This is a genomic window from Streptomyces sp. SID5469, assembly GCF_009862865.1.
Lineage (GTDB): Bacteria > Actinomycetota > Actinomycetes > Streptomycetales > Streptomycetaceae > Streptomyces > Streptomyces avermitilis.
The window spans coordinates 5,891,204-5,911,235 of record NZ_WWIN01000001.1 but is presented as its reverse complement, the minus strand read 5'-3'; the positions used below and the strand labels follow the sequence as shown (position 1 = coordinate 5,911,235).

The following is a 20,032-nucleotide window of genomic DNA, read 5'->3' as shown; positions in this document are numbered from 1 at the left end:
CGACCTTCCGGCCGCTTACCGGCCGGGGAACAACCGCTCGAGGACGACGGCGATGCCGTCGTCCTCGTTCGACGTGGTGATCTCGTCGGCGACGGCCTTGAGCTCGGGATGGGCGTTGGCCATGGCGACGCCGTGGGCCGCCCAGTCGAACATGGGGATGTCGTTGGGCATGTCGCCGAAGGCGATGGTCCGCGCCGGGGTGAGGCCCAGGTGATCGGCGGCGAGGGCGAGCCCGGTCGCCTTGGTGATGCCGCATGGCTGGAGTTCGACGGTGCCGGGTCCCGACATGGTGACCGTGGCGAGCGAACCGACGGCTCCGCGGGCCTCGGACGCCAACTCGTCGTCGGAGAGCAGGGGATGGCGCAGCAGGACCTTGCTGATGGGCTCGGTCCACAGGTCGTCCCGCCGCGGCACCCGTACGGCCGGAAGCGTCGGGTGCGGCATGAGATAGCCCGGCTCGATCAGCGTCAGCCCGTCCACGCCGTCCTGGTCGACGGCCGCGTACACCTCTCCGACCTCGGCCTCGATCTTGCCGAGCGCGGTCTCGGCCAGCTCACGGTCCAGGGTCACCGACCACAGCAGACGGTTCGCGCCGGCGTCGTACAGCTGCGCGCCCTGTCCGCACACCGCGAGCCCCCTGGTGCCGAGGGCGTCGAGCAGTGGTCGCACCCTGGGGGCCGGCCGTCCCGTCACCACGAGGTGCTGGGCGCCGGCCCCGGCCGCCCTCGCCAGCGCGGCGAGGGACCGGTCGGAGAACGTGTCGTCGCGGCGCAGCAGCGTTCCGTCCAGGTCAGTGGCGATGAGTGAATATGCGGTGGGAGCGGCCATGATCGAGAGGATACGGATCGAACGCCCCATCGGCCCGGCGGGAACCGGACGACGTCCGGTATCTCGTGCGCAACGACGCCCGTCACAGGGGCCGTTGATCGCGGGGGCGTTCGGCCGCGGGGGCCGTTGACCGTCCGGCGGGGTCGGTGGGACAGCTCGGCCGGCAGACCGCCCACCCGCCGTTCGCTCTCGTCGCGGACCGGGCGTACGGCGTCGACGCCCTGACCCGCCGGGTCGTCGAGCGTCCGGCCGAGGAAGGGGCGCGATTCCCGGCGCGCCCCTTCGGTGCGGCCGCCGCCTCAGCCGTGCGCCCCCGCCAGGTGCTTCGCCAGGCGCGGGGACGCGAACTCGGTACCGCACACGAAGCGCATCACCGGTCCGTACGACGCCGCGGCCGGCAGGCCCGTGAAGTACAGGCCCGGCACGGACGACCGGAACCCCGCGCCCAGTTTCGGCGTGCCCCGGCTCACCACCAGTTCCGTGCGCAGCTCGTGCCCGAGGAAGTCCATCGCGGCGATGTCGACGCGGTAGCCGGTCGCCGCGATGACATGGTCGGCCGGCAGCTCCTGCGTACGGCCGCCGTGTGTCCGGAGTGTGAGGACCGGTGATCCCTCGGACGCGTGGGCGCGGGCGACGGACGCCACCTCACGCACCTCCACCTTGCCCTCGAAGCGGTCCCGCAGCCACCATGCGCCGAGCGGGCCGAGCACCCGGCGTACCAGGTAGTGGCGGGCCTCGGCGGGCAGATACCGGTACGGGTGGGGGTAGTAGCTCAGCGCCCACAGCGACCAGGCGCGGCCGAAGGGCGACTCGGGGCGCAGCCTCGGCTGCTTCCACGGCGGCGCGCCGAAGGACACCCTGCCCCGGCCCCGGGAGACCACGCGCACGTGCGCACCCGCCTCGGCGGCCAGCGCGGCGGTCTCCAGCGCGGACTGGCCCGCGCCGACGACCACGAGTTCCTTGCCCGCGAACCGGCTCAGGTCGTGGTGCTGGGAGCTGTGCGAGACCGGGCCGGTGGGGGTGGGGCCGTCCACGGCCGCTCCCGCGAGTTCGGCGGGCAGATGGGCCAGCCCGGACAGGCCCGTCGCCACCACGACCGCCCGCGCGGTGAACAACTCACCCGAGTCCAGCTTGAGTTCGAAGCCACCGCCCGCCTTGCGGTCCACCGAGACGACCCGCACCTGCTCCAGGCCGGGCACCAGCTGCTCCTGGAACCACCGCCCGTACCCGATGAATGTCTCCACGGGGATGATGTCCTCGTCCGTGACGAGCCGGGCGATGCCGGCCGCGTCGCAGTAGTCGACGAGGCGGTGGCCGCGTTGGGGGGCGTCGATGGTGGATGCCGCCGGAGTCGACTTCAGCAGCATTCCGGCGGGCATGTGGTCGCGCCAGCTCACCATGGGATCACCGAAGACGCGGACCGGGATACCGCGCGCCCTCAGATGGGCCGCGGTGGACAGGCCGAACGGCCCGGCACCGATGACTGCTACCGGTTGAATCACGAAGTCCCTCCCCAGGACGTGCGGTGCGGCGCGGAGCGCGCACTCGTGCCTACTTCGCAGTGGAACTGTTGGTGCCGCCGCGGCGGTTGGTCCGCCACAGCTGATACAGGTGCTTCGCGCCCGGCCGCACGAAGCGCGCGAGCATCGTGAAGAACGGCCGCAGGTCGTCACCCGCGAGCCAGGCCAGCTCCGTACCGCTCGCGCGGGCCGGCGCGTGCGGCGTCGTATAGCCGCTGCGGCGGTAGGCGAGCAGGGCCGGCAGGTCGATGTTCTCCACGATGTAGCGGTGGCCGGCGCGCTGTTCCCCCTCCGGAACCGTGCGCCCGGTCAGGTCGAGGTGCATGGCGCGGACGACGTCCACCCCCGACTCGTTCTCGAAGAGGCGGAACTGGGCGCCCATCCGTGGGTTGAAGTCGAGGAGCTTGTACTGGCCGTCGCGCCGGTCGAAGCGCAGGTCGAGGTCGATGACGCCGCTGAAGCCGATCTGCTTGATGAAACGCGCGGCGAGGTCGGCGAGTTCCGGATTGTCCACGACGTACGCGTTCGCCGTCATCCCGGCGTGCGGCGGCCAGGAGCGGACCTTCACGCCGGTGAACATGGCGAGCGGGGTCGAGTCCGCGTCGAAGTAGGCGTGCACGATCCAGTCTTCGGCCTCCTCTCTCGGCAGGTACTCCTGGAGGATCACTCCGGGGTGGTCGCCCCAGTCGCGGGCGAGCGTGAGCAGTCCCTCGCGGGTGGCGATCCGCGTCGTGCCGTTCACCGCGGGCCGGGACCGGCGGACGAACGCTTCGCGGTTCTTGGCCACGAGCGGGAAGCGGGCCTTCTCGGCGAAGCGCACGATGTCGTCGTACGACTGCGGGAAGGCGGCCGCCGGGCTGGGGATGCCGTGCTCCACGCACAGTTCGTGCAGCCCCTGTTTGCTGGCGAGCCGGCGCGGGAGCTTGGCGTCGACCCGCGGGAAGAGGAAGCGGCCCCGGTCGGCCAGTGCCTCCTGGTGCTCGGCGATCAGGACGGCCGCCTCTTCGTCGGTCGGGATGAGGACGGCCGGACGGCCGATCAGGTGCCCGATGCGCAGCAGCCCTTCCACGAGCCGTTCCGGTTCCTCCGTTCCGGTGGTCGGCCAGACGAAGGCGCGGCGCAGATAGCGCGAGGCCGCCGCGGGCGTGTAACGGTCTTCGGTCATCGCATACATCGGTATGCCGAGCCGTCCCAGGCTGCGGATGGCGCCCACACCGCCGTGATGCAGCGGGTAGTCGCCGAACTTGACGATCAGCCCCGGCACGTCACGGTCCGCGTCGAACGGCACGCTGCCGGTGCTTCTGGCCACGGGTCCCCCCACGTGTCCCCCCTACGGACCGGACCCACCCCGTCCATGTCCCCAAAGGACGCTAAGCCGGAATTGAACCCTCCGACAAGACCTATTCGGACATTGCGAACTCTTTAGGCACTGCCCAAGAGCGGCAACGCACCCGTAACGTGTGCCGCAACCACACGGAAAGCGAGGCAGCACCCGATGCCCCCCTTCGATGTCCCCGAGGGCGATCCCTTCGGCCCGCACAATCTTCCGTACGGCGTGTTCTCCCCGGCGGGCTCCGGCGAGCAGGCCGACCGGAGCGTGGGCGTCCGGCTCGGCGACCACGTGCTCGACGCGGGCGCGGCAGCCCGCGCACTCGGCTCCCCGTACGCCTCCCTGCTGGCGCGGCCGACCCTCAACGCGCTCCTCGCGGCGGGCCGCACGGCATGGTCGGACGTGCGGCGCGCGATCACGGCGTGGGTGACGGTCCCCGCCCACCAGGAGGCCGTCGCACCGTTCCTGCATCCGCTCTCCTCGGTGACCCTGCACCTGCCCTTCGAGGTCGCCGACTACGTCGACTTCTACGCCTCCGAGAACCACGCGCGAAACGTCGGGCAGATCTTCCGCCCGGACGCGCCCGACCCCCTGACCCCCAACTGGAAGCATCTGCCGATCGGCTACCACGGCCGCTCCGGCACGGTGGTGGTGTCGGGCACGGAGGTCGTACGCCCGTCCGGCCAGCGCAAGGCCCCCACGGACGCGGCGCCCGTCTTCGGCCCTTCGGTCCGGCTGGACATCGAGGCGGAGGTCGGCTTCGTGGTGGGTACGCCGTCGCCGATGGGCCGGTCGGTGGGCCTCGGCGACTTCCGGGACCACGTCTTCGGGCTGTGCCTGTTGAACGACTGGTCGGCGCGCGACATCCAGGCCTGGGAGTACGTCCCGCTGGGCCCGTTCCTCGGCAAGTCGTTCGCCACGTCGGTGTCGGCGTGGATCACCCCACTGGACGCGCTGGAGGACGCGCGGGTGGCGCCCCCGGCGCGCACCTACCCGCTGCTGCCCTATCTGGACGACGCGGACGAGGAGCCGGGCGGCTACGACCTGCGCATCTCCGTCCGGATCAACGGTCATACGGTCTCGGAGCCGCCGTTCTCCACCATGTACTGGACGGCCGCGCAGCAGCTCGCGCACATGACGGTGAACGGGGCGTCGCTGCGGACGGGCGACCTGTACGGCTCGGGCACGGTGAGCGGCCCTCAGGAGAACCAGCGCGGCTCCCTCCTCGAGCTGACCTGGAACGGCCGGGACGCCCTCGAACTCCCCGACGGCAAGCGGACGTTCGTGGAGGACGGGGATGTCGTGACGCTGACGGCGTGGGCACCGGGGCCGGACGGGACGCGGGTGGGCCTCGGCGAGGTCACCGGCCGCGTGGTGCCGACCGTCTGACACGACCCTTCGGCCGACGGGGCCTTGCACTCACCGCTGGACACAGGTCTTGACACAGGCCGCGATCAGCGGCGCCAACGGCGGTGAGTGCACGTCGTCCGTCCGGGACTTTCACGGGCTTGACGTCAGCAGAGCTCCAGCCGTTTCGGCGATCGCCCCGCGAAGCGGCACACTCGGGCGAACGGCACGCTTCGACGAACGGCATGCCACGAAAAACGGCGCGCTTCGAAAACGGCACGCTTCGAAGAACGGTGGCAGATCTTGCCCCGGCTCCGCCGAACCCGCAGGTCAACGGCATGTCCGACGGAGCGGCAGGTGGCGCAACACTCCGGCAACACCACACCCGCGAGCCCGTCGGTATCGTCCGACCCATGCCCGCCGAACGCATCCGAGACCACGCCGGCCAGGGCGCGACCACCGTCGCCGCCCACCGGCGAAGGCTGCGCGCGGACCGGGCCAGGCAACTCGCCGACCTGCTCCGTCACCAAGTGCTGACCGGCGGTTTCCCGGACGGCACCCTCCCCCACGAGGCCGCCCTCGGCGCCGACTACCGCGCCACGCGGGGCACCGTCCGCCAGGCCCTCGACCTCCTCAGGGCCGAGGGTCTCGTGGAACGGCTCCCCGGCGTCGGCACGGTCGTCGTCGCCCAGAAGTACCCGCACGGGCTCGACCGGCTGATGGGACTCGCGGAGACCCTGCGCGAACACGGCCAGGTCAGCAACGAGATCCGTACGGTCGGCCCCGTCGCCGCCCCCGCCCCGGTCGCCGAACGCCTGCGCGTACCCCCCGGCGCCGACGTCCTCTACATCGAGCGGCTGCGCCGCCTCGACGGCCTCCCCCTCTCCCTCGACCTCACCTACGTCCCGCTCGACCTCGGCACCGCCCTGCTCGGCGCCGACCTGGAGAACACCGACGTCTTCCGGCTCCTGGAAGCGATCACCGGACAGCCCCTCGGGCACGCCGAGATCACCCTGGAGGCGGTGAACGCGGACGCGCACTCGGCCGCCGTACTCCAGGCACCACGCGGCGCGGCCGTACTGATGCTGGAACGGCTCACCCACCTCGCCGACGGCCGCCCCGTCGACCTGGAGTTCATCCGCTTCCGCGGCGACCGCATCACGATGAGCGGCCTGCTGCACCGCTCCCGGTAGCCCCGGCATCTCCGTAGCCCCGCCATCCCTGTAGCCCCGCCATCCCCTCGCCGTACTGATTCCTGGAGACAGCCATGCCCTTGGCGCCCCAGCGGGCCGACGTGCCCGTGACCATCGACGAGTCGAAGTGCATCGACGGCTGCACGCTCTGCGTGGACATGTGCCCGCTGGACTCCCTCGCCATCGACGAGAGCAACGGCAAGGCGTACATGCACGTCGACGAGTGCTGGTACTGCGGCCCGTGCGCGGCCCGCTGTCCCACCGGCGCGGTCACGGTCAACATGCCCTATCTGCTCCGGTGAGAGGCCCGAACTTCCATGAAACGCACGACAGTTGCAGTAGCGGCGGGTGCCCTTCTCCTCCCGCTGACCGGCTGCGGCGGTGACACGCGGGCCGGCTCCGGCGACACGGTCACCGTCACCGTCGGCTACCAGTCCAAGACCATCAACACCGTCACCGCGGGCACCCTGCTCCGCTCGCTCGGCTCCTTCGAGCGGGAGCTGAACTCCCTGGGCGACGGCGTCACCTACAAGGTGAAGTGGCAGGACTACGCCACCGGCGCCCCCATCACCGCCCAGATGACCGCCGGGAAGATCGACATCGGCTCGATGGGCGACTTCCCCCTGCTGATCAACGCGGCCCGCGGCACGCAGCTCGGCAAGCCCACCCACCTGGTCTCGGTCACCGGCTACAACCTGCGCGGCGGCCTCAACACCATCGTCACCGCGCCGAACTCGCACCTCGCGTCCCTCAAGGACCTGCGCGGCAAAAAGGTGTCGACGAGCATCGGCTCGGCGGCCGACGGCACCCTCGTACGCGCCCTGCGGCGCGCCGGAATCGACCCGGACAAGGGCATCGAGAAGCTCAACCAGCAGCCCGCGGTAGGTGCTTCGGCACTCTCCGCGGGCAGCGCGGACGCCCTCTCCCAGTTCGTCGCCTGGCCGGGCCTGCTCGCCTACCAGGGCAAGGCCAAGGCCCTGTACGACGGCGCGGAACTGAACCTGCCGACGTTCCACGGGGTCACGGCCCGCGAGGACTTCGCCAAGCGCCGCCCCGCCGTACTCCAAGCCTTCCTGAAGGCCCAGGCAGAGGCGACGGACTATCTGAACGACCACCCCGTCACCGCCGCCGAGAAGGTCGCCGAAGCCACCGGCCTGCCCGCCGAGGTCGTCTACCTCTACAACGGCGCGCACGGCATCGCCACCTTCGACCCGGCGCTGAAGCCGCGGCTGATCTCGGCGCTCAAGCAGGACGTGTCGGTCCTGAAGTCGGCGAAACTGATCGGAAATGTCGACGTGGACGCCTTTGTCGACGACCGGTACGCGAAGAAGGCGCTCGGCTCGTCGTACACCGCGGGACTCACCGCGGCGCCCGCCCCGGCCGCGAGCGAGGTCTGGCCGAAGGGCGCCACCCGGACCCGTTCCTTCGCCACCCCGACCGCGCTGCTGCGCCATCTGGCCGCACATCGTGACGGCATCCGCGCCGCGTACGTCCCCGACGCCACCACCGGCACCCCGTGGTTCGCGGACAAGGCGGTGTGGGTGGCGGACGGCGACCGGCTGCTCCCGTTCGTCGCACCGGCCACCGCTCGGGCGTACGTCGCCGGGCACCAGGGCGCGCGCACCGTCTCGTACGCCGCGGCGCTGGCCCGGGCGGCCTCATGACCCGCTATGCGCTGCGCATCGGCTCCCTGGCGGCCGCGCTCGCCACCTGGCAGCTGCTGACCAGCCGGAACGTCGACCTGTGGCTGCGCTTCTCCCAGTTCCCGACGGTCGCCGACGTGGCCCGCGCCTTCGCCGGCCGCCTCGGCGGCGACGACTACTGGACGGACCTCACCGACAGCCTCACCCGCATCCTCACCGGCTTTCTGCTGGCGGCGGTCCTGGGCGTGGCGACGGGCGTCCTGGTGGCGCGCTCCCGCCTCGCCGAGGACCTCCTCGGCCCCCCGCTGGAAGTGCTCCGCCCGATCCCGGCGATCGCGCTGGTCCCGGTCGCGATCCTGCTCTTCCCCTCCAACGAACAGGGCATCGTCTTCATCACCTGCACAGCCGCGTACTTCCCGGTGCTGGTCTCCACCCGGCACGCCGTGCGCGCCCTGACTCCGGTGTGGGAGGAGGCGGTTCGCACCATGGGCGCCGGACGGTGGCGGGTCCTCGGCTCGGTCGTCCTGCCGGGCGCGCTGCCCGGCATCTTCGGCGGCCTCTCGGTCGGCATCGGCGTCTCGTGGATCTGTGTGATCTCCGCCGAGATGATCTCCGGCCAGTACGGCGTCGGCTACCGCACCTGGCAGGACTACACGGTCGTGGACTACCCCGGGGTGTTCGTCGGCATGGTGACGATCGGAGTACTGGGCTGGGCGACATCCACCGCCGTGGAGGTCGCGGGCCGCCGGCTGACGCGCTGGCTGCCCCGTACGTCGTACGTCCCCGGCGCACGCGTACGCGCCACCGCACCACCCGTCGCGCCCGCCGTCGTCACCGCCGGTCCGAAGACCGAGGAGGAGGTGCCCCGTGACCAGCTTGTCCGCTGATCCCGGAGCCGGACTCGGAGCCAAGAGCGAGACCGGGGCCGAAGCCGCGCCCGGAGCCGCGTCCGGAGCCGGGCTCGTCCTGCGCTCGGCCACGCTCGGCCGCCCGGGCACCCCCGCGCTCAGCGGGGTGGACCTCGAGGTGGCCCCCGGCGAGATCCTCACCGTCGTCGGGCCCTCCGGCTGCGGCAAGTCGACCCTGCTGCGCACCTTCGCCGGGCTGCTGCCCGCCCTCGCCGGAACCGTGGAACAGGACGGCCGCCCCCTCACCTCCCCCGGCGCCGAACGCGCGCTGGTCTTCCAGGAGGACGCCCTGCTCCCCTGGCGCACCCTGCGCGCGAACGTGGAACTCCCCTTGTCCATACGGGGTGTCCGGCGTCCCGCGCGACGGGAACAGGCCGCGGCCTGGCTCGCCCGCGTCGGACTCGCCGCACAGCACCGACAACTGCCGCACCACGTGTCCGGCGGCCAGCGCCAACGTGTCCAGCTCGCCCGCGCCCTGGCCGGCCGGCCCCGCGCCCTCCTCATGGACGAACCCTTCGGCGCCCTCGACGCCCAGACCCGGGCCGGCATGCAGGACCTCCTCGTCGAGGTGCTGCACGGCACCGGCGCCACCGTCGTCTTCGTCACCCACGACGTGGACGAAGCCCTGTTCCTGGGCGACCGCGTGGCCCTGCTCGGCGCGGGCCGCCTCCTCGGCGTACGGGACGTGCCGCGCCCCCGCGACCGCTCGGCCCACGACGACCCGGCGCGGCACGCCCTGCGGCGCGAGGTCCTCACGTCACTCGGCCCCTGAAGCACCTGAAGCACCTGACTGCCTGAAACCCCCTGTCTGAAGCCCAGTACCTGAAAGGGACCCCGGTGGAGATCCCCGCCCTCACCGACGCCGAAGAACTCAGCTGCGACGTCCTCGTCATCGGCGGCGGCACGGCCGGCACGATGGCCGCGCTGACGGCCGCCGAACACGGCGCGGACGTCCTCCTGCTGGAGAAGGCGCACGTCCGCCACTCCGGCGCCCTCGCCATGGGCATGGACGGCGTCAACAACGCCGTCATCCCCGGCCGCGCCGAACCCGACGACTACGTCGCCGAGATCACCCGCGCCAACGACGGCATCGTCGACCAGTCCACCGTCCGCCAGACCGCCACCCGCGGCTTCGCGATGGTGCAGCGGCTGGAGTCGTACGGCGTGAAGTTCGAGAAGGACGAACACGGCGAGTACGCGGTCCGCCAGGTCCACCGCTCCGGTTCGTACGTCCTGCCGATGCCCGAGGGCAAGGACGTCAAGAAGGTCCTGTACCGGCAGCTGCGGCGGCGCGAGATGCGCGAACGCATCCGCATCGAGAACCGTGTGATGCCGGTGCGCGTACTGACGGCCGAGGGGCGCGCCGTGGGGGCGGCGGGCTTCAACACCCGTACGGGACAGTTCGTCTCCGTCCGGGCGGGCGCCGTGATCCTGGCGACGGGAGCCTGCGGCCGGCTCGGTCTGCCCGCCTCCGGCTATCTGTACGGCACGTACGAGAACCCGACGAACGCGGGCGACGGCTACGCGATGGCGTACCACGCGGGCGCCGAACTGACCGGCATCGAGTGCTTCCAGATCAACCCGCTGATCAAGGACTACAACGGGCCGGCCTGCGCCTACGTCGCCAACCCCTTCGGCGGCTACCAGGTCAACCGGCACGGCGAACGCTTCGTCGACTCCGACTACTGGTCGGGCCAGATGATGGCGGAGTTCGCGGCCGAGGTCGCCTCCGACCGGGGACCGGTCTACCTCAAGCTGAGCCACCTCCCGGAGGAGTCGATCACCGCGCTGGAGTCGATCCTGCACACCACGGAACGCCCCACGCGCGGCACCTTCCACTCCGGCCGGGGACACGACTACCGCACCCACGACATCGAGATGCACATCTCCGAAATCGGCCTGTGCGGCGGCCACTCGGCCTCCGGCGTACGTGTCGACGAGCACGCCCGCACGACCGTGCCGCGCCTGTACGCCGCCGGCGACCTGGCCTGCGTCCCGCACAACTACATGATCGGCGCATTCGTCTTCGGCGACCTGGCGGGCGCGGACGCGTCCCGGTTCCGGGCGTACGAGGGCGAGCTGCCCGCCGGCCAACTCCACGAGGCCCACGAGCTGATCTACCGCCCACTGCGCCACCCGGACGGCCCGCCGCAGCCCCAGGTCGAGTACAAACTCCGCCGCTTCGTGAACGACTACGTGGCCCCGCCCAAGTCCGGCGCCCGCCTGTCCCTGGCCCTGGAGTCCTTCGAGCGGATGCGCGCGGACATCGCCGCGATGGGCGCCCGCACCCCGCACGAACTGATGCGCTGCGCCGAAGTCACCTTCATCCGCGACTGCGCGGAAATGGCGGCCCGCGCCTCTCTCGCCCGCACGGAGTCCCGCTGGGGCCTGTACCACGACCGCACGGACCACCCGGCCCGCGACGACGCGTCCTGGTTCCACCACCTCGACCTGCACAAGTCCCCCTCCGGCTCCATGGAGTTCACGGCCCGACCCGTGGCCCCGTACCTGGTCCCGGTCGACGAATTCACCCCGACCGGGGGCGCCTCGCGCCATCTGGGCGAGGTGCACCCGGAGGGAGTGGCCACGGCGGGGGCCCGGGAGACGGCACCGATGGCCTCACCGCCGGAGCCCCTCACGACCGGGATAACGGACACCCCCGGGATCACGGGGACCACAGGGACCACGGGGATCACCGGCGAGGACGAGAGTGGCGCGAGCGAGGTCACCTCGCCCCGGCTGCTCGAACTCCTCGCCCTCGCGGAGGAAGACGCCGACCTCGCGACCGTCGCACCGTACTTGGCGGACCCCGAACCCGCCGTCCGCCGAACGGCCGTCACGATCCTCACCGAAACCGTGCCGCCCGGCACGGGCCCGGCGCTCGCCACCGCGCTCGCCGACCTCCACCCCGCCGTACGCACCACCGCCGCGGCCTCCCTCCGTGAACTCGTCGAGACCCTCACCCCCGAACCGGCCCTGGGCGAACCCCTCACCCGCGCCGTCACCCACGACGATCCCGTCGTCCGTGCCGCCGCCCTCGACGTGCTGCGAGCCCTGCGGATGGGAGACACCGGCCTCTTCGCCGCCGCGCTGGCCGACACCGAGGCCGCGGTCCGCATCGAAGCGGTACGGGCACTGGTCTCCGTCGACGCGGACCGGGCGCTGCTCCTCGCCGCGGCCGACCCCTCCCGGGAGGTCCGCGTCGCCGTCGCCAAAGCCCTGGCCACCCTGGGCTCGAAGCACCCCGCCGGCCCCACCGCAGCGGACTCCACCGACGACGGTGTCCTGGCCGCCCTCGACCGGCTCACGGGAGACACCGACGCACTCGTCCGCGCCGCCGCCTTCGAGGCGCTGGCCGCCACCGGGTGCCCGCCGCTGCTGACCGCCCGGGCCGTCGCCGCCCGGTCCGACGCCGCCTGGCAGGTCCGCTCCGGCGCCGCCACCGCACTGTCCGCGGCGGCCGCCGACGCTGCCGTGCCCGCCCTGTCCAAGTCGCTCGCCGACCCGAACGCCGACGTCCGCAAGGCGGCGGTACTGGCGTTGGTCCGCCACGCGGAATCCGAGGGACCCGGCTCCCCCGACGCCCGCGCGGCCCTCGCCACCGCCACCACCGACTCCGACGCGGACGTCAGGGCGTACGCGTCACGCGCCCTGTGACGGACGGCCGGTCCACCGTGCCAGGTGTACTGACCCGCAGGGTTGCTGACGCGGGCTGATCAGGGGCTGTCCCCCGCACTACATCCACTCCTCCGGCTCCGGTTCCTCGTCCATCTCGGGCCAGTCCGGAGCCGGCTCGGCTTCGGCCGTCGGGGACTTCTGGGTGTCATCACCGGGTGTCCCGCCCAGCGCGGCGAGTGCCCCCAGCACGCCCTCCCCGTACGTCGCCAGCTTCTTCTCGCCCACCCCGCTGATGGTGCCCAGCTCCGCCACCGAGGACGGCCACGCCGTGACGATCTCCCGGAGCGTGGCGTCGTGGAAGATGACGTACGCCGGGACGCCCTGCTCGCGCGCCTGCTCGGCGCGCCAGGCGCGCAGGGCCTCGAAGGCCGGCTGAAGTTCCGGCGAGAGCTCGGCCACGGCCGCCTTCGGCTTGCGCTCGCCCTTGGCGGAGCCCGCGCCGGAGCCCGCCGAGGACCGGGATGCCGTCGGCTTCGGCGGATCCTTGCGCAGCGGCACCTCCCGCTCGCGCCGCAGCACCGTCCCGCTCGCCTCCGTCAGCACCAGCGTCCCGTACTCGCCCTCGACCGCGAGCAGCCCCTGCGCCAGTATCTGCCGTACGACTCCGCGCCATTCTCCTTCGGTCAGCTCCTCGCCGATGCCGAACACGGACAGCTGGTCGTGGTCGAACTGGATCACCTTCGCCGTGCGCCGCCCCAGCAGGATGTCGATGATCTGCACCGCACCGAACTTCTGGCGTCGCTCCCGCTCCAGGCGCCACACCGTGGACAGCACCTTCTGCGCCGCGATCGTGCCGTCCCAGGTGTCGGGCGGCACGAGGCATGTGTCGCAGTTGCCGCAGCCGCCGGACTGCGGGTCCTGGCCGAAGTAGGCGAGCAGCTGGCCGCGGCGGCACTGTGCCGTCTCGCACAGCCCCAGCATCGCGTCCAGGTGGGCGGCGGCCCGGCGCCGGAACGCCTCGTCGCCCTCGCCGCCCTGGATCAGCTTCCGCTGTTGTATGACGTCGTTCAGCCCGTAGGCCATCCAGGCCGTGGACGGCAGTCCGTCGCGGCCCGCACGGCCTGTCTCCTGGTAGTAGCCCTCGACGGACTTCGGCAGGTCGAGGTGGGCGACGAACCGCACGTCCGGCTTGTCGATGCCCATGCCGAAGGCGATCGTCGCGACCACGACGAGGCCTTCCTCACGCAGGAAGCGGGACTGGTGGGCCGCACGGGTGCCCGCGTCCAGGCCCGCGTGGTACGGCACCGCCTCGATACCGTTGCGGGAGAGGAACTCGGCCGTCTTCTCCACCGAGTTCCGCGAGAGGCAGTAGACGATGCCCGCGTCGCCCGCGTGCTCGTCGCTCAGGAAGGACAGCAGCTGCTTCTTGGGGTCGGCCTTGGGCACGATCCGGTACTGGATGTTGGGGCGGTCGAAGCTCGCCACGAAGTGCCGGGCGGTCGGCATGCCCAGGCGCTGGGTGATCTCCTGGTGCGTCGCGTGCGTGGCCGTCGCCGTGAGCGCGAGCCGCGGCACGTCCGGCCACCGCTCGCCCAGCAGCGACAGCGCCAGATAGTCGGGGCGGAAGTCGTGACCCCACTGCGACACACAGTGCGCCTCGTCGATGGCGAAGACCGAGATCTTGCCGCGTGAGAGCAGATCGAGGGTCCCTTCCAGCCGCAGGCGCTCCGGAGCCAGGTAGAGCAGGTCCAGCTCCCCGGCCAGGAACGCGGCCTCCATCGTGCGCCGCTCGTCGAAGTCCTGCGTCGAGTTGATGAACCCGGCGCGCACGCCCAGCGCCCGCAGCGCGTCCACCTGGTCCTGCATCAGCGCGATGAGGGGCGAGACGACCACCCCCGTACCGGGTCTGACCAGGGCCGGGATCTGGTAGCACAGCGACTTGCCGCCGCCGGTCGGCATGAGGACGACCGCGTCGCCGCCGGCCACCACGTGCTCGATGACCGCTTCCTGCTCACCGCGGAAGGCCTCGTACCCGAAGACGCGGTGAAGCGTGGTCAGCGCCTCGCTCTCGTCCAGTGCCTCCGCCGTGCTCATTCCGGTCACCACACCCGTCCCGCCCATCGCCTGTCCCCCGTCCGTCGTGCTTCGCCCACGACAGCCACCATAGGGCTCCGCGCCGACACCGTCGGAGTTATCCACAGGCTGCGACCGACCGGCTCTCCTGCGTGCCCGGCTCCGGTCGCCGGCTCCCCTGCGTGCCCGGCTCCCGTCGCCGGCTCCGCCGCGTACCCGGCGCCGCTCAGCCGGTCGGCGCCCGTACGTATCCCGGCCGGGCGCCGACCCGGCCCGTCGGCTGCCTCCGAGCGCCCGGCCTCCTGACCACCCGCCTCCTGACCACCGGCCTCCTGACCACCGGCCTCCCGGACATGCGTCGGGAGGCGGCTCCGCAGGAGACCGGGTCCCGAAGCTCAACCGAACGTCAGCGGACGAAGACCCCCGACTAACCGGCCAGATCCAGGAAGTACTGCGGTGCGACCCCCAGCACCAGCGTGACCACCACGCCCACCCCGATCACCGTCGTCGTCAGCGGCGACGGCACGGCCACCGTCGGCCCCTCCGGACGCGGCTCGCTGAAGAACATCAGCACGATCACCCGGATGTAGAAGAACGCGGCGATCGCCGACGAGATCACACCGACCACGACGAGCGGGGCCGCGCCGCCCTCCGCCGCCGCCTTGAACACGGCGAACTTTCCGGCGAACCCGGAGGTCAGCGGAATGCCCGCGAAGGCCAGCAGGAAGACCGCGAACACGGCCGCCACCAGCGGCGACCTGCGCCCGAGCCCCGCCCACTTGGACAGGTGGGTGGCCTCGCCGCCCGCGTCCCGGACGAGTGTGACCACCGCGAAGGCCCCGATCGTCACGAACGAGTAGGCGCCCAGGTAGAAGAGGACGGACGAGACACCGTCCGGGGTCGTCGCGATGACACCCGCGAGGATGAAGCCCGCGTGCGCGATCGACGAGTACGCGAGCAGCCGTTTGATGTCGGTCTGGGTGATCGCGACGATCGCACCGCCGAGCATGGTGACGATCGCGACGGCCCACATGACCGGCCGCCAGTCCCAGCGCAGGCCCGGCAGGACCACGTACAGGAGCCGCAGCAGCGCGCCGAACGCCGCCACCTTGGTCGCCGCCGCCATGAAGCCGGTGACCGGGGTCGGCGCGCCCTGGTACACGTCCGGCGTCCACATGTGGAACGGCACCGCGCCCACCTTGAACAGCAGCCCCATCACCAGCATCGCGGCGCCGACGAGCAGCAGCGCGTCGTTGCCCATGGTGCCGGCGAGCGCCGGGTCGACGTTCTGCACGGTGCCGTCGACGACCTGCGCGATCGTCGCGTACGACATCGAGCCCGCGTATCCGTACAGGAGCGCGATGCCGAAGAGGGTGAACGCGGAGGCGAAGGCGCCGAGCAGGAAGTACTTGACGGCGGCCTCCTGCGACATGAGCCGCTTGCGGCGGGCCACGGCGCACAGCAGGTACAGGGGCAGCGAGAAGACTTCCAGGGCCACGAAGAGCGTCAGCAGGTCGTTGGCCGACGGGAAGATCAGCATGCCGCCGACGGCGAAGAGGAGCAGCGGGAACACCTCGGTGGTGGTGAACCCTGCCTTGACCGCCGCTTTCTCGCTGTCGCTGCCCGGCACGGACGCGGCCTGCGCGGCGAAGGAGTCGACCCGGTTGCCGTGTACCTCCGGGTCGAGGCGCCGTTCGGCGAAGGTGAACACGCCGAGCAGTCCGGCGAGCAGGATCGTGCCCTGGAGGAACAGGGCCGGTCCGTCGACGGCGATCGCGCCCATGGCCGCGATGTGCGCCTTCGTGGTGCCGTATCCGCCCGCCGCGAGCGCCACCACGGCCGCGAAGGCGGCGGCGAGCGCGACGACGGACACGAACACCTGGGCGTAGTAGCGGGACTTGCGCGGGACGAACGCCTCGACCAGCACTCCGACGAGAGCCGCCCCGATGACGATCAGGGTGGGCGACAATTGCCCGTATTCGATCTTGGGTGCGTCGATCTTGGAAATCGGATCGGCCGCCGTTGTCCACAGGCTGTGGACGGCTGATGCGCTCACTTGGCCGCCTCCACCTCGGGCTTGGGGTCCTTCTCGTGTACGTCGGACATGGTCTGCTGGACCGCTGGGTTGACGATGTCGGTGACCGGCTTCGGGTAGACGCCCAGGAAGATCAGCAGCGCGATCAGCGGGGCGACCACCAGGAGTTCCCGCGCCCTGAGGTCCGGCATCTCGGCGACCTCCGCCTTCACCGGGCCCGTCATCGTGCGCTGGTAGAGGACGAGGGTGTAGAGCGCGGCCAGGACGATGCCGAAGGTGGCGATGATCCCGACCGCCGGGTAGCGCGTGAACGTGCCGACCAGGACCAGGAATTCACTCACGAACGGCGCGAGGCCGGGGAGCGACAGGGTGGCCAGGCCCCCGATCAGGAACGTGCCGGCGAGCACCGGCGCGACCTTCTGCACGCCCCCGTAGTCGGCGATGAGCCGCGATCCGCGCCGGGAGATCAGGAAGCCGGCGACCAGCATCAGGGCGGCCGTCGAGATCCCGTGGTTGACCATGTAGAGCGTCGCGCCGGACTGGCCCTGGCTGGTCATCGCGAAGATGCCCAGGACGATGAATCCGAAGTGCGAGATCGACGCGTACGCCACCAGCCGCTTGATGTCCCGCTGACCGACCGCGAGCAGCGCCCCGTAGACGATGCTGATCAGTGCGAGCACGAGGATGACGGGCGTCGCCCACTTCGACGCCTCCGGGAACAGCCCGAGACAGAAGCGGAGCATCGCGAACGTGCCCACCTTGTCGACGACCGCCGTGATCAGTACGGCGACCGGGGCGGTGGATTCCCCCATGGCGTTGGGCAGCCAGGTGTGCAGCGGCCACAGCGGCGCCTTCACCGCGAAGGCGAAGAAGAACCCGAGGAACAGCCACCGCTCGGTGCTGGTCGCCATGTGCAGCGAGCCGTTGGCCCGCGCCTGCACGATCTCCTGGAGCGAGAAGTTCCCGGCCACCACGTAGAGGCCGATCACCGCGGCCAGCATGATCAGGCCGCCGACCAGGTTGTAGAGGAGGAACTTCACGGCGGCGTACGAGCGTTGCGTCGCCGCCGCCTCGTCGCGCTGCGCCGCGGTGACGGCGGATTGATACGCGCCGTGGGCGCGGTCCCCGAAGCCTCCGATGAGGAAGTACATCGGGATCAGCATGGCTTCGAAGAAGATGTAGAAGAGGAAGACGTCGGTGGCCTCGAAGGAGAGGATCACCATCGCCTCGACGGCCAGGATCAGAGCGAAGAAGCCCTGGGTCGGCCGCCAGCGTGAGGACCGGGTCTCCAACGGATCGGCGTCGTGCCACCCCGCCAGAATGATGAACGGGATCAGCAGCGCGGTCAGCGCGACCAGCGCCACCCCGATGCCGTCCACGCCCAGCTCGTACCGCACCCCGAAGTCCTTGATCCAGGGGTGGGATTCGGTGAGCTGGTAGCGGGCGCCGCCCGGCTCGAAGCGGACCAGGACCACCGCGGCGAGCACCAGCGTGGCCAGTGAGACGGCCAGCGCCAGCCACTTGGCGGCGGTGCGTCGCGCGGCCGGCACGGCGGCCGTGGCGAGCGCCCCGAGGGCCGGGAGCACCGCCGTCGCTGTCAGCAGAGGAAAGGACATCGGTATCAGACCGCCCTCATCAGCAGGGTCAAGGCGATGAGGACCGCCACACCGCCGAACATCGAGACCGCGTACGACCGCGCATAGCCGTTCTGGAGCTTGCGGAGCCGTCCGGAGAGCCCGCCGACCGAGGCCGCCGTGCCGTTGACGACGCCGTCGACCAGGGTGTGGTCGACGTACACCAGGGAGCGCGTGAGGTGCTCCCCGCCGCGGACGAGCACGACGTGGTTGAAGTCGTCCTGGAGCAGATCGCGCCGGGCGGCCCTGGTGAGCAGGGAGCCGCGCGGGGCGAGCACCGGGACGGGGCGACGCCCGTACTGGGCGTACGCGATTCCGGCGCCGACGACGAGCAACACCATGGTGGCCACCGTGACCGAGAGGGCGCTGACGGGCGAGTTGCCCTCCGAGTGCCCGGTGACCGGCTCCAGCCAGTGCAGGAAACGGTCGCCGATGCTGAAGAACCCGCCGGCGAAGACCGATCCGAAGGCCAGCACGATCATCGGGATCGTCATGGAACTCGGCGACTCGTGCGGATGCGGCTCATGGCCCTCCGCATCGGGCTGCCAGCGCTTCTCCCCGAAGAAGGTCATCAGCATCACGCGCGTCATGTAGTACGCGGTGATGGCCGCGCCGAGCAGGGCCGCGCCGCCGAGGATCCAGCCCTCGGTGCCGCCCTTGGCGAAGGCCGCCTCGATGATCTTGTCCTTGGAGAAGAAGCCGGACAGACCCGGGAAGCCGATGATGGCGAGGTAGCCGAGGCCGAAGGTGATGAACGTGATCGGCATGTACTTCCTGAGGCCGCCGTACTTCCTCATGTCCACCTCGTCGTTCATGCCGTGCATGACCGAACCGGCGCCGAGGAAGAGCCCGGCCTTGAAGAAGCCGTGCGTCACCAGGTGCATGATCGCGAAGACGTAGCCGATCGGGCCGAGACCCGCCGCCAGCACCATGTAGCCGATCTGCGACATGGTCGACCCGGCGAGCGCCTTCTTGATGTCGTCCTTCGCGCAACCGACGATCGCACCGAACAGGAGCGTCACCGCACCGACGACGGTGACGACGAGCTGTGCGTCGGGCGCCGCGTTGAAGATCGCGCCGGAGCGGACGATCAGATACACACCGGCGGTCACCATGGTCGCGGCGTGGATGAGGGCCGAGACCGGGGTCGGGCCCTCCATCGCGTCCCCGAGCCACGACTGCAACGGCACCTGGGCGGACTTGCCGCAGGCCGCGAGCAACAGCATCAGGCCGATGGCGGTGAGCTTGCCCTCGCCGGTGTCACCCACGTGGGTGAAGACGGGTCCGAACGCGAACGTCCCGAACGTCGTGAACATCAGCATGATCGCGATCGACAGGCCCATGTCGCCGACGCGGTTGACCAGGAAGGCCTTCTTCGCGGCGGTGGCGGCGCTGGGCTTGTGCTGCCAGAAGCCGATCAGCAGGTAGGAGGCGAGGCCGACGCCCTCCCAGCCGACGTACAACAGCAGGTAGTTGTCGGCGAGGACGAGCAGCAGCATCGCCGCGAGGAACAGGTTCAGATAGCCGAAGAACCGGCGGCGGCGCTCGTCGTGCTCCATGTACCCGACCGAGTACAGGTGGATGAGTGAGCCGACGCCGGTGATCAGCAGGACGAACGTCATCGACAGCTGGTCGAGCTGGAAGCCGACGTCGGCCTTGAAGCCGGCGACCGGGATCCAGCTGAACAGGTGCTGCGTGAAGGTCCGCTCCTCGGCGCCCTTGCCCAGCATGTCGGCGAAGAGCACCACGCCGATCACGAAGGAGGCCGCCGCGAGGACCGTGCCGATCCAGTGGCCGACGGCATCGAGCCGCCGGCCACCGCACAGCAGTACGGCCGCTCCGAGCAGAGGCGCCGCCACCAGCAGCGCGATCAGGTTCTCAGGGTTAGTCACGGTCCAGCGCC

At 71.1% G+C, this 20,032-nt stretch carries 14 protein-coding genes and 1 pseudogene; 7 read left to right on the top strand and 8 right to left on the bottom strand.

Annotated features, from left to right (window positions below):
• Positions 1-15 precede the first annotated feature (15 nt).
• From GTY58_RS25405 to GTY58_RS25395, 4 genes and pseudogenes are all read right to left on the bottom strand, one after another.
• Positions 16-828, bottom strand: a complete 813-nt coding sequence (locus GTY58_RS25405; protein ID WP_010986281.1) for a Cof-type HAD-IIB family hydrolase — start codon at positions 826-828, stop codon at positions 16-18.
• Between the two features lie 152 nt (positions 829-980).
• Positions 981-1,070, bottom strand: a pseudogene (locus GTY58_RS40885) (phosphotyrosine protein phosphatase); the annotation flags it as partial.
• A 57-nt stretch (positions 1,071-1,127) separates the two neighbouring features.
• Positions 1,128-2,330: an FAD-dependent oxidoreductase gene (locus tag GTY58_RS25400; RefSeq protein ID WP_010986280.1), complete on the bottom strand. Its 1,203-nt coding sequence runs from the start codon at positions 2,328-2,330 to the stop codon at positions 1,128-1,130.
• Positions 2,331-2,379: 49 nt separating this feature from the next.
• The gene (locus GTY58_RS25395) at positions 2,380-3,657 is read right to left on the bottom strand and encodes an ATP-grasp domain-containing protein (RefSeq protein ID WP_242432178.1); all 1,278 of its coding nucleotides are present in this window, start codon (positions 3,655-3,657) and stop codon (positions 2,380-2,382) included.
• 186 nt (positions 3,658-3,843) lie between these two features.
• On the opposite strand from GTY58_RS25395, the gene fahA reads away from it, so the two are divergent.
• The 7 genes from fahA (at position 3,844) to GTY58_RS25360 (ending at position 12,426) form a co-directional block, all read left to right on the top strand.
• Positions 3,844-5,067, top strand: coding sequence for a fumarylacetoacetase (gene fahA / locus GTY58_RS25390; RefSeq protein ID WP_010986278.1), 1,224 nt, complete (start codon positions 3,844-3,846; stop codon positions 5,065-5,067).
• 371 nt (positions 5,068-5,438) lie between these two features.
• Positions 5,439-6,218, top strand: a complete 780-nt coding sequence (locus GTY58_RS25385; RefSeq protein WP_010986277.1) for a GntR family transcriptional regulator — start codon at positions 5,439-5,441, stop codon at positions 6,216-6,218.
• A gap of 74 nt (positions 6,219-6,292) precedes the next feature.
• Positions 6,293-6,520, top strand: a complete 228-nt coding sequence (locus GTY58_RS25380; protein WP_010986276.1) for a ferredoxin family protein — start codon at positions 6,293-6,295, stop codon at positions 6,518-6,520.
• Positions 6,521-6,535: 15 nt separating this feature from the next.
• On the top strand, positions 6,536-7,882 hold the full coding sequence (locus GTY58_RS25375; protein WP_010986275.1) for an ABC transporter substrate-binding protein: 1,347 nt from the start codon (positions 6,536-6,538) through the stop codon (positions 7,880-7,882).
• Positions 7,879-8,748 carry an ABC transporter permease gene (locus tag GTY58_RS25370; protein WP_010986274.1) on the top strand — a complete coding sequence of 290 codons (870 nt, stop codon included), beginning with the start codon at positions 7,879-7,881 and terminating at the stop codon, positions 8,746-8,748. Before GTY58_RS25375 ends, GTY58_RS25370 begins: the two co-directional genes overlap by 4 nt.
• Before the next feature lie 79 nt (positions 8,749-8,827).
• Positions 8,828-9,541: an ABC transporter ATP-binding protein gene (locus tag GTY58_RS25365; protein WP_202498334.1), complete on the top strand. Its 714-nt coding sequence runs from the start codon at positions 8,828-8,830 to the stop codon at positions 9,539-9,541.
• Positions 9,542-9,612: 71 nt separating this feature from the next.
• Positions 9,613-12,426, top strand: coding sequence for a fumarate reductase/succinate dehydrogenase flavoprotein subunit (locus tag GTY58_RS25360; protein ID WP_242432183.1), 2,814 nt, complete (start codon positions 9,613-9,615; stop codon positions 12,424-12,426).
• 78 nt (positions 12,427-12,504) lie between these two features.
• Here GTY58_RS25360 and recQ read toward each other — a convergent pair whose 3' ends face one another.
• The 4 genes from recQ to nuoL form a co-directional block, all read right to left on the bottom strand.
• Entirely contained in the window at positions 12,505-14,508 is a 2,004-nt protein-coding gene (recQ, locus tag GTY58_RS25355) for a DNA helicase RecQ (protein ID WP_037647946.1), read from the bottom strand.
• 379 nt (positions 14,509-14,887) lie between these two features.
• Complete coding sequence (nuoN, locus tag GTY58_RS25350) at positions 14,888-16,516, bottom strand: NADH-quinone oxidoreductase subunit NuoN (RefSeq protein WP_010986270.1); 1,629 nt, start codon at positions 16,514-16,516, stop codon at positions 14,888-14,890.
• Positions 16,513-18,111: an NADH-quinone oxidoreductase subunit M gene (locus GTY58_RS25345; RefSeq protein WP_010986269.1), complete on the bottom strand. Its 1,599-nt coding sequence runs from the start codon at positions 18,109-18,111 to the stop codon at positions 16,513-16,515. Before GTY58_RS25345 ends, nuoN begins: the two co-directional genes overlap by 4 nt.
• A 5-nt stretch (positions 18,112-18,116) precedes the next feature.
• Positions 18,117-20,021, bottom strand: coding sequence for an NADH-quinone oxidoreductase subunit L (nuoL, locus tag GTY58_RS25340; protein WP_010986268.1), 1,905 nt, complete (start codon positions 20,019-20,021; stop codon positions 18,117-18,119).
• Positions 20,022-20,032: the final 11 nt, after the last annotated feature.

Excerpts from the sequence above, each read along its gene's own strand:
- GTY58_RS25405 (WP_010986281.1), bottom strand. The coding sequence starts at position 828 with ATGGCCGCTCCCACCGCATATTCACTCATCGCCACTGACCTGGACGGA.
- fahA (WP_010986278.1), top strand. The coding sequence starts at position 3,844 with ATGCCCCCCTTCGATGTCCCCGAGGGCGATCCCTTCGGCCCGCACAAT.
- GTY58_RS25385 (WP_010986277.1), top strand. The coding sequence starts at position 5,439 with ATGCCCGCCGAACGCATCCGAGACCACGCCGGCCAGGGCGCGACCACC.
- GTY58_RS25380 (WP_010986276.1), top strand. The coding sequence starts at position 6,293 with ATGCCCTTGGCGCCCCAGCGGGCCGACGTGCCCGTGACCATCGACGAG.
- GTY58_RS25375 (WP_010986275.1), top strand. The coding sequence starts at position 6,536 with ATGAAACGCACGACAGTTGCAGTAGCGGCGGGTGCCCTTCTCCTCCCG.
- GTY58_RS25370 (WP_010986274.1), top strand. The coding sequence starts at position 7,879 with ATGACCCGCTATGCGCTGCGCATCGGCTCCCTGGCGGCCGCGCTCGCC.
- recQ (WP_037647946.1), bottom strand. The coding sequence starts at position 14,508 with ATGGGCGGGACGGGTGTGGTGACCGGAATGAGCACGGCGGAGGCACTG.
- GTY58_RS25345 (WP_010986269.1), bottom strand. The coding sequence starts at position 18,111 with ATGTCCTTTCCTCTGCTGACAGCGACGGCGGTGCTCCCGGCCCTCGGG.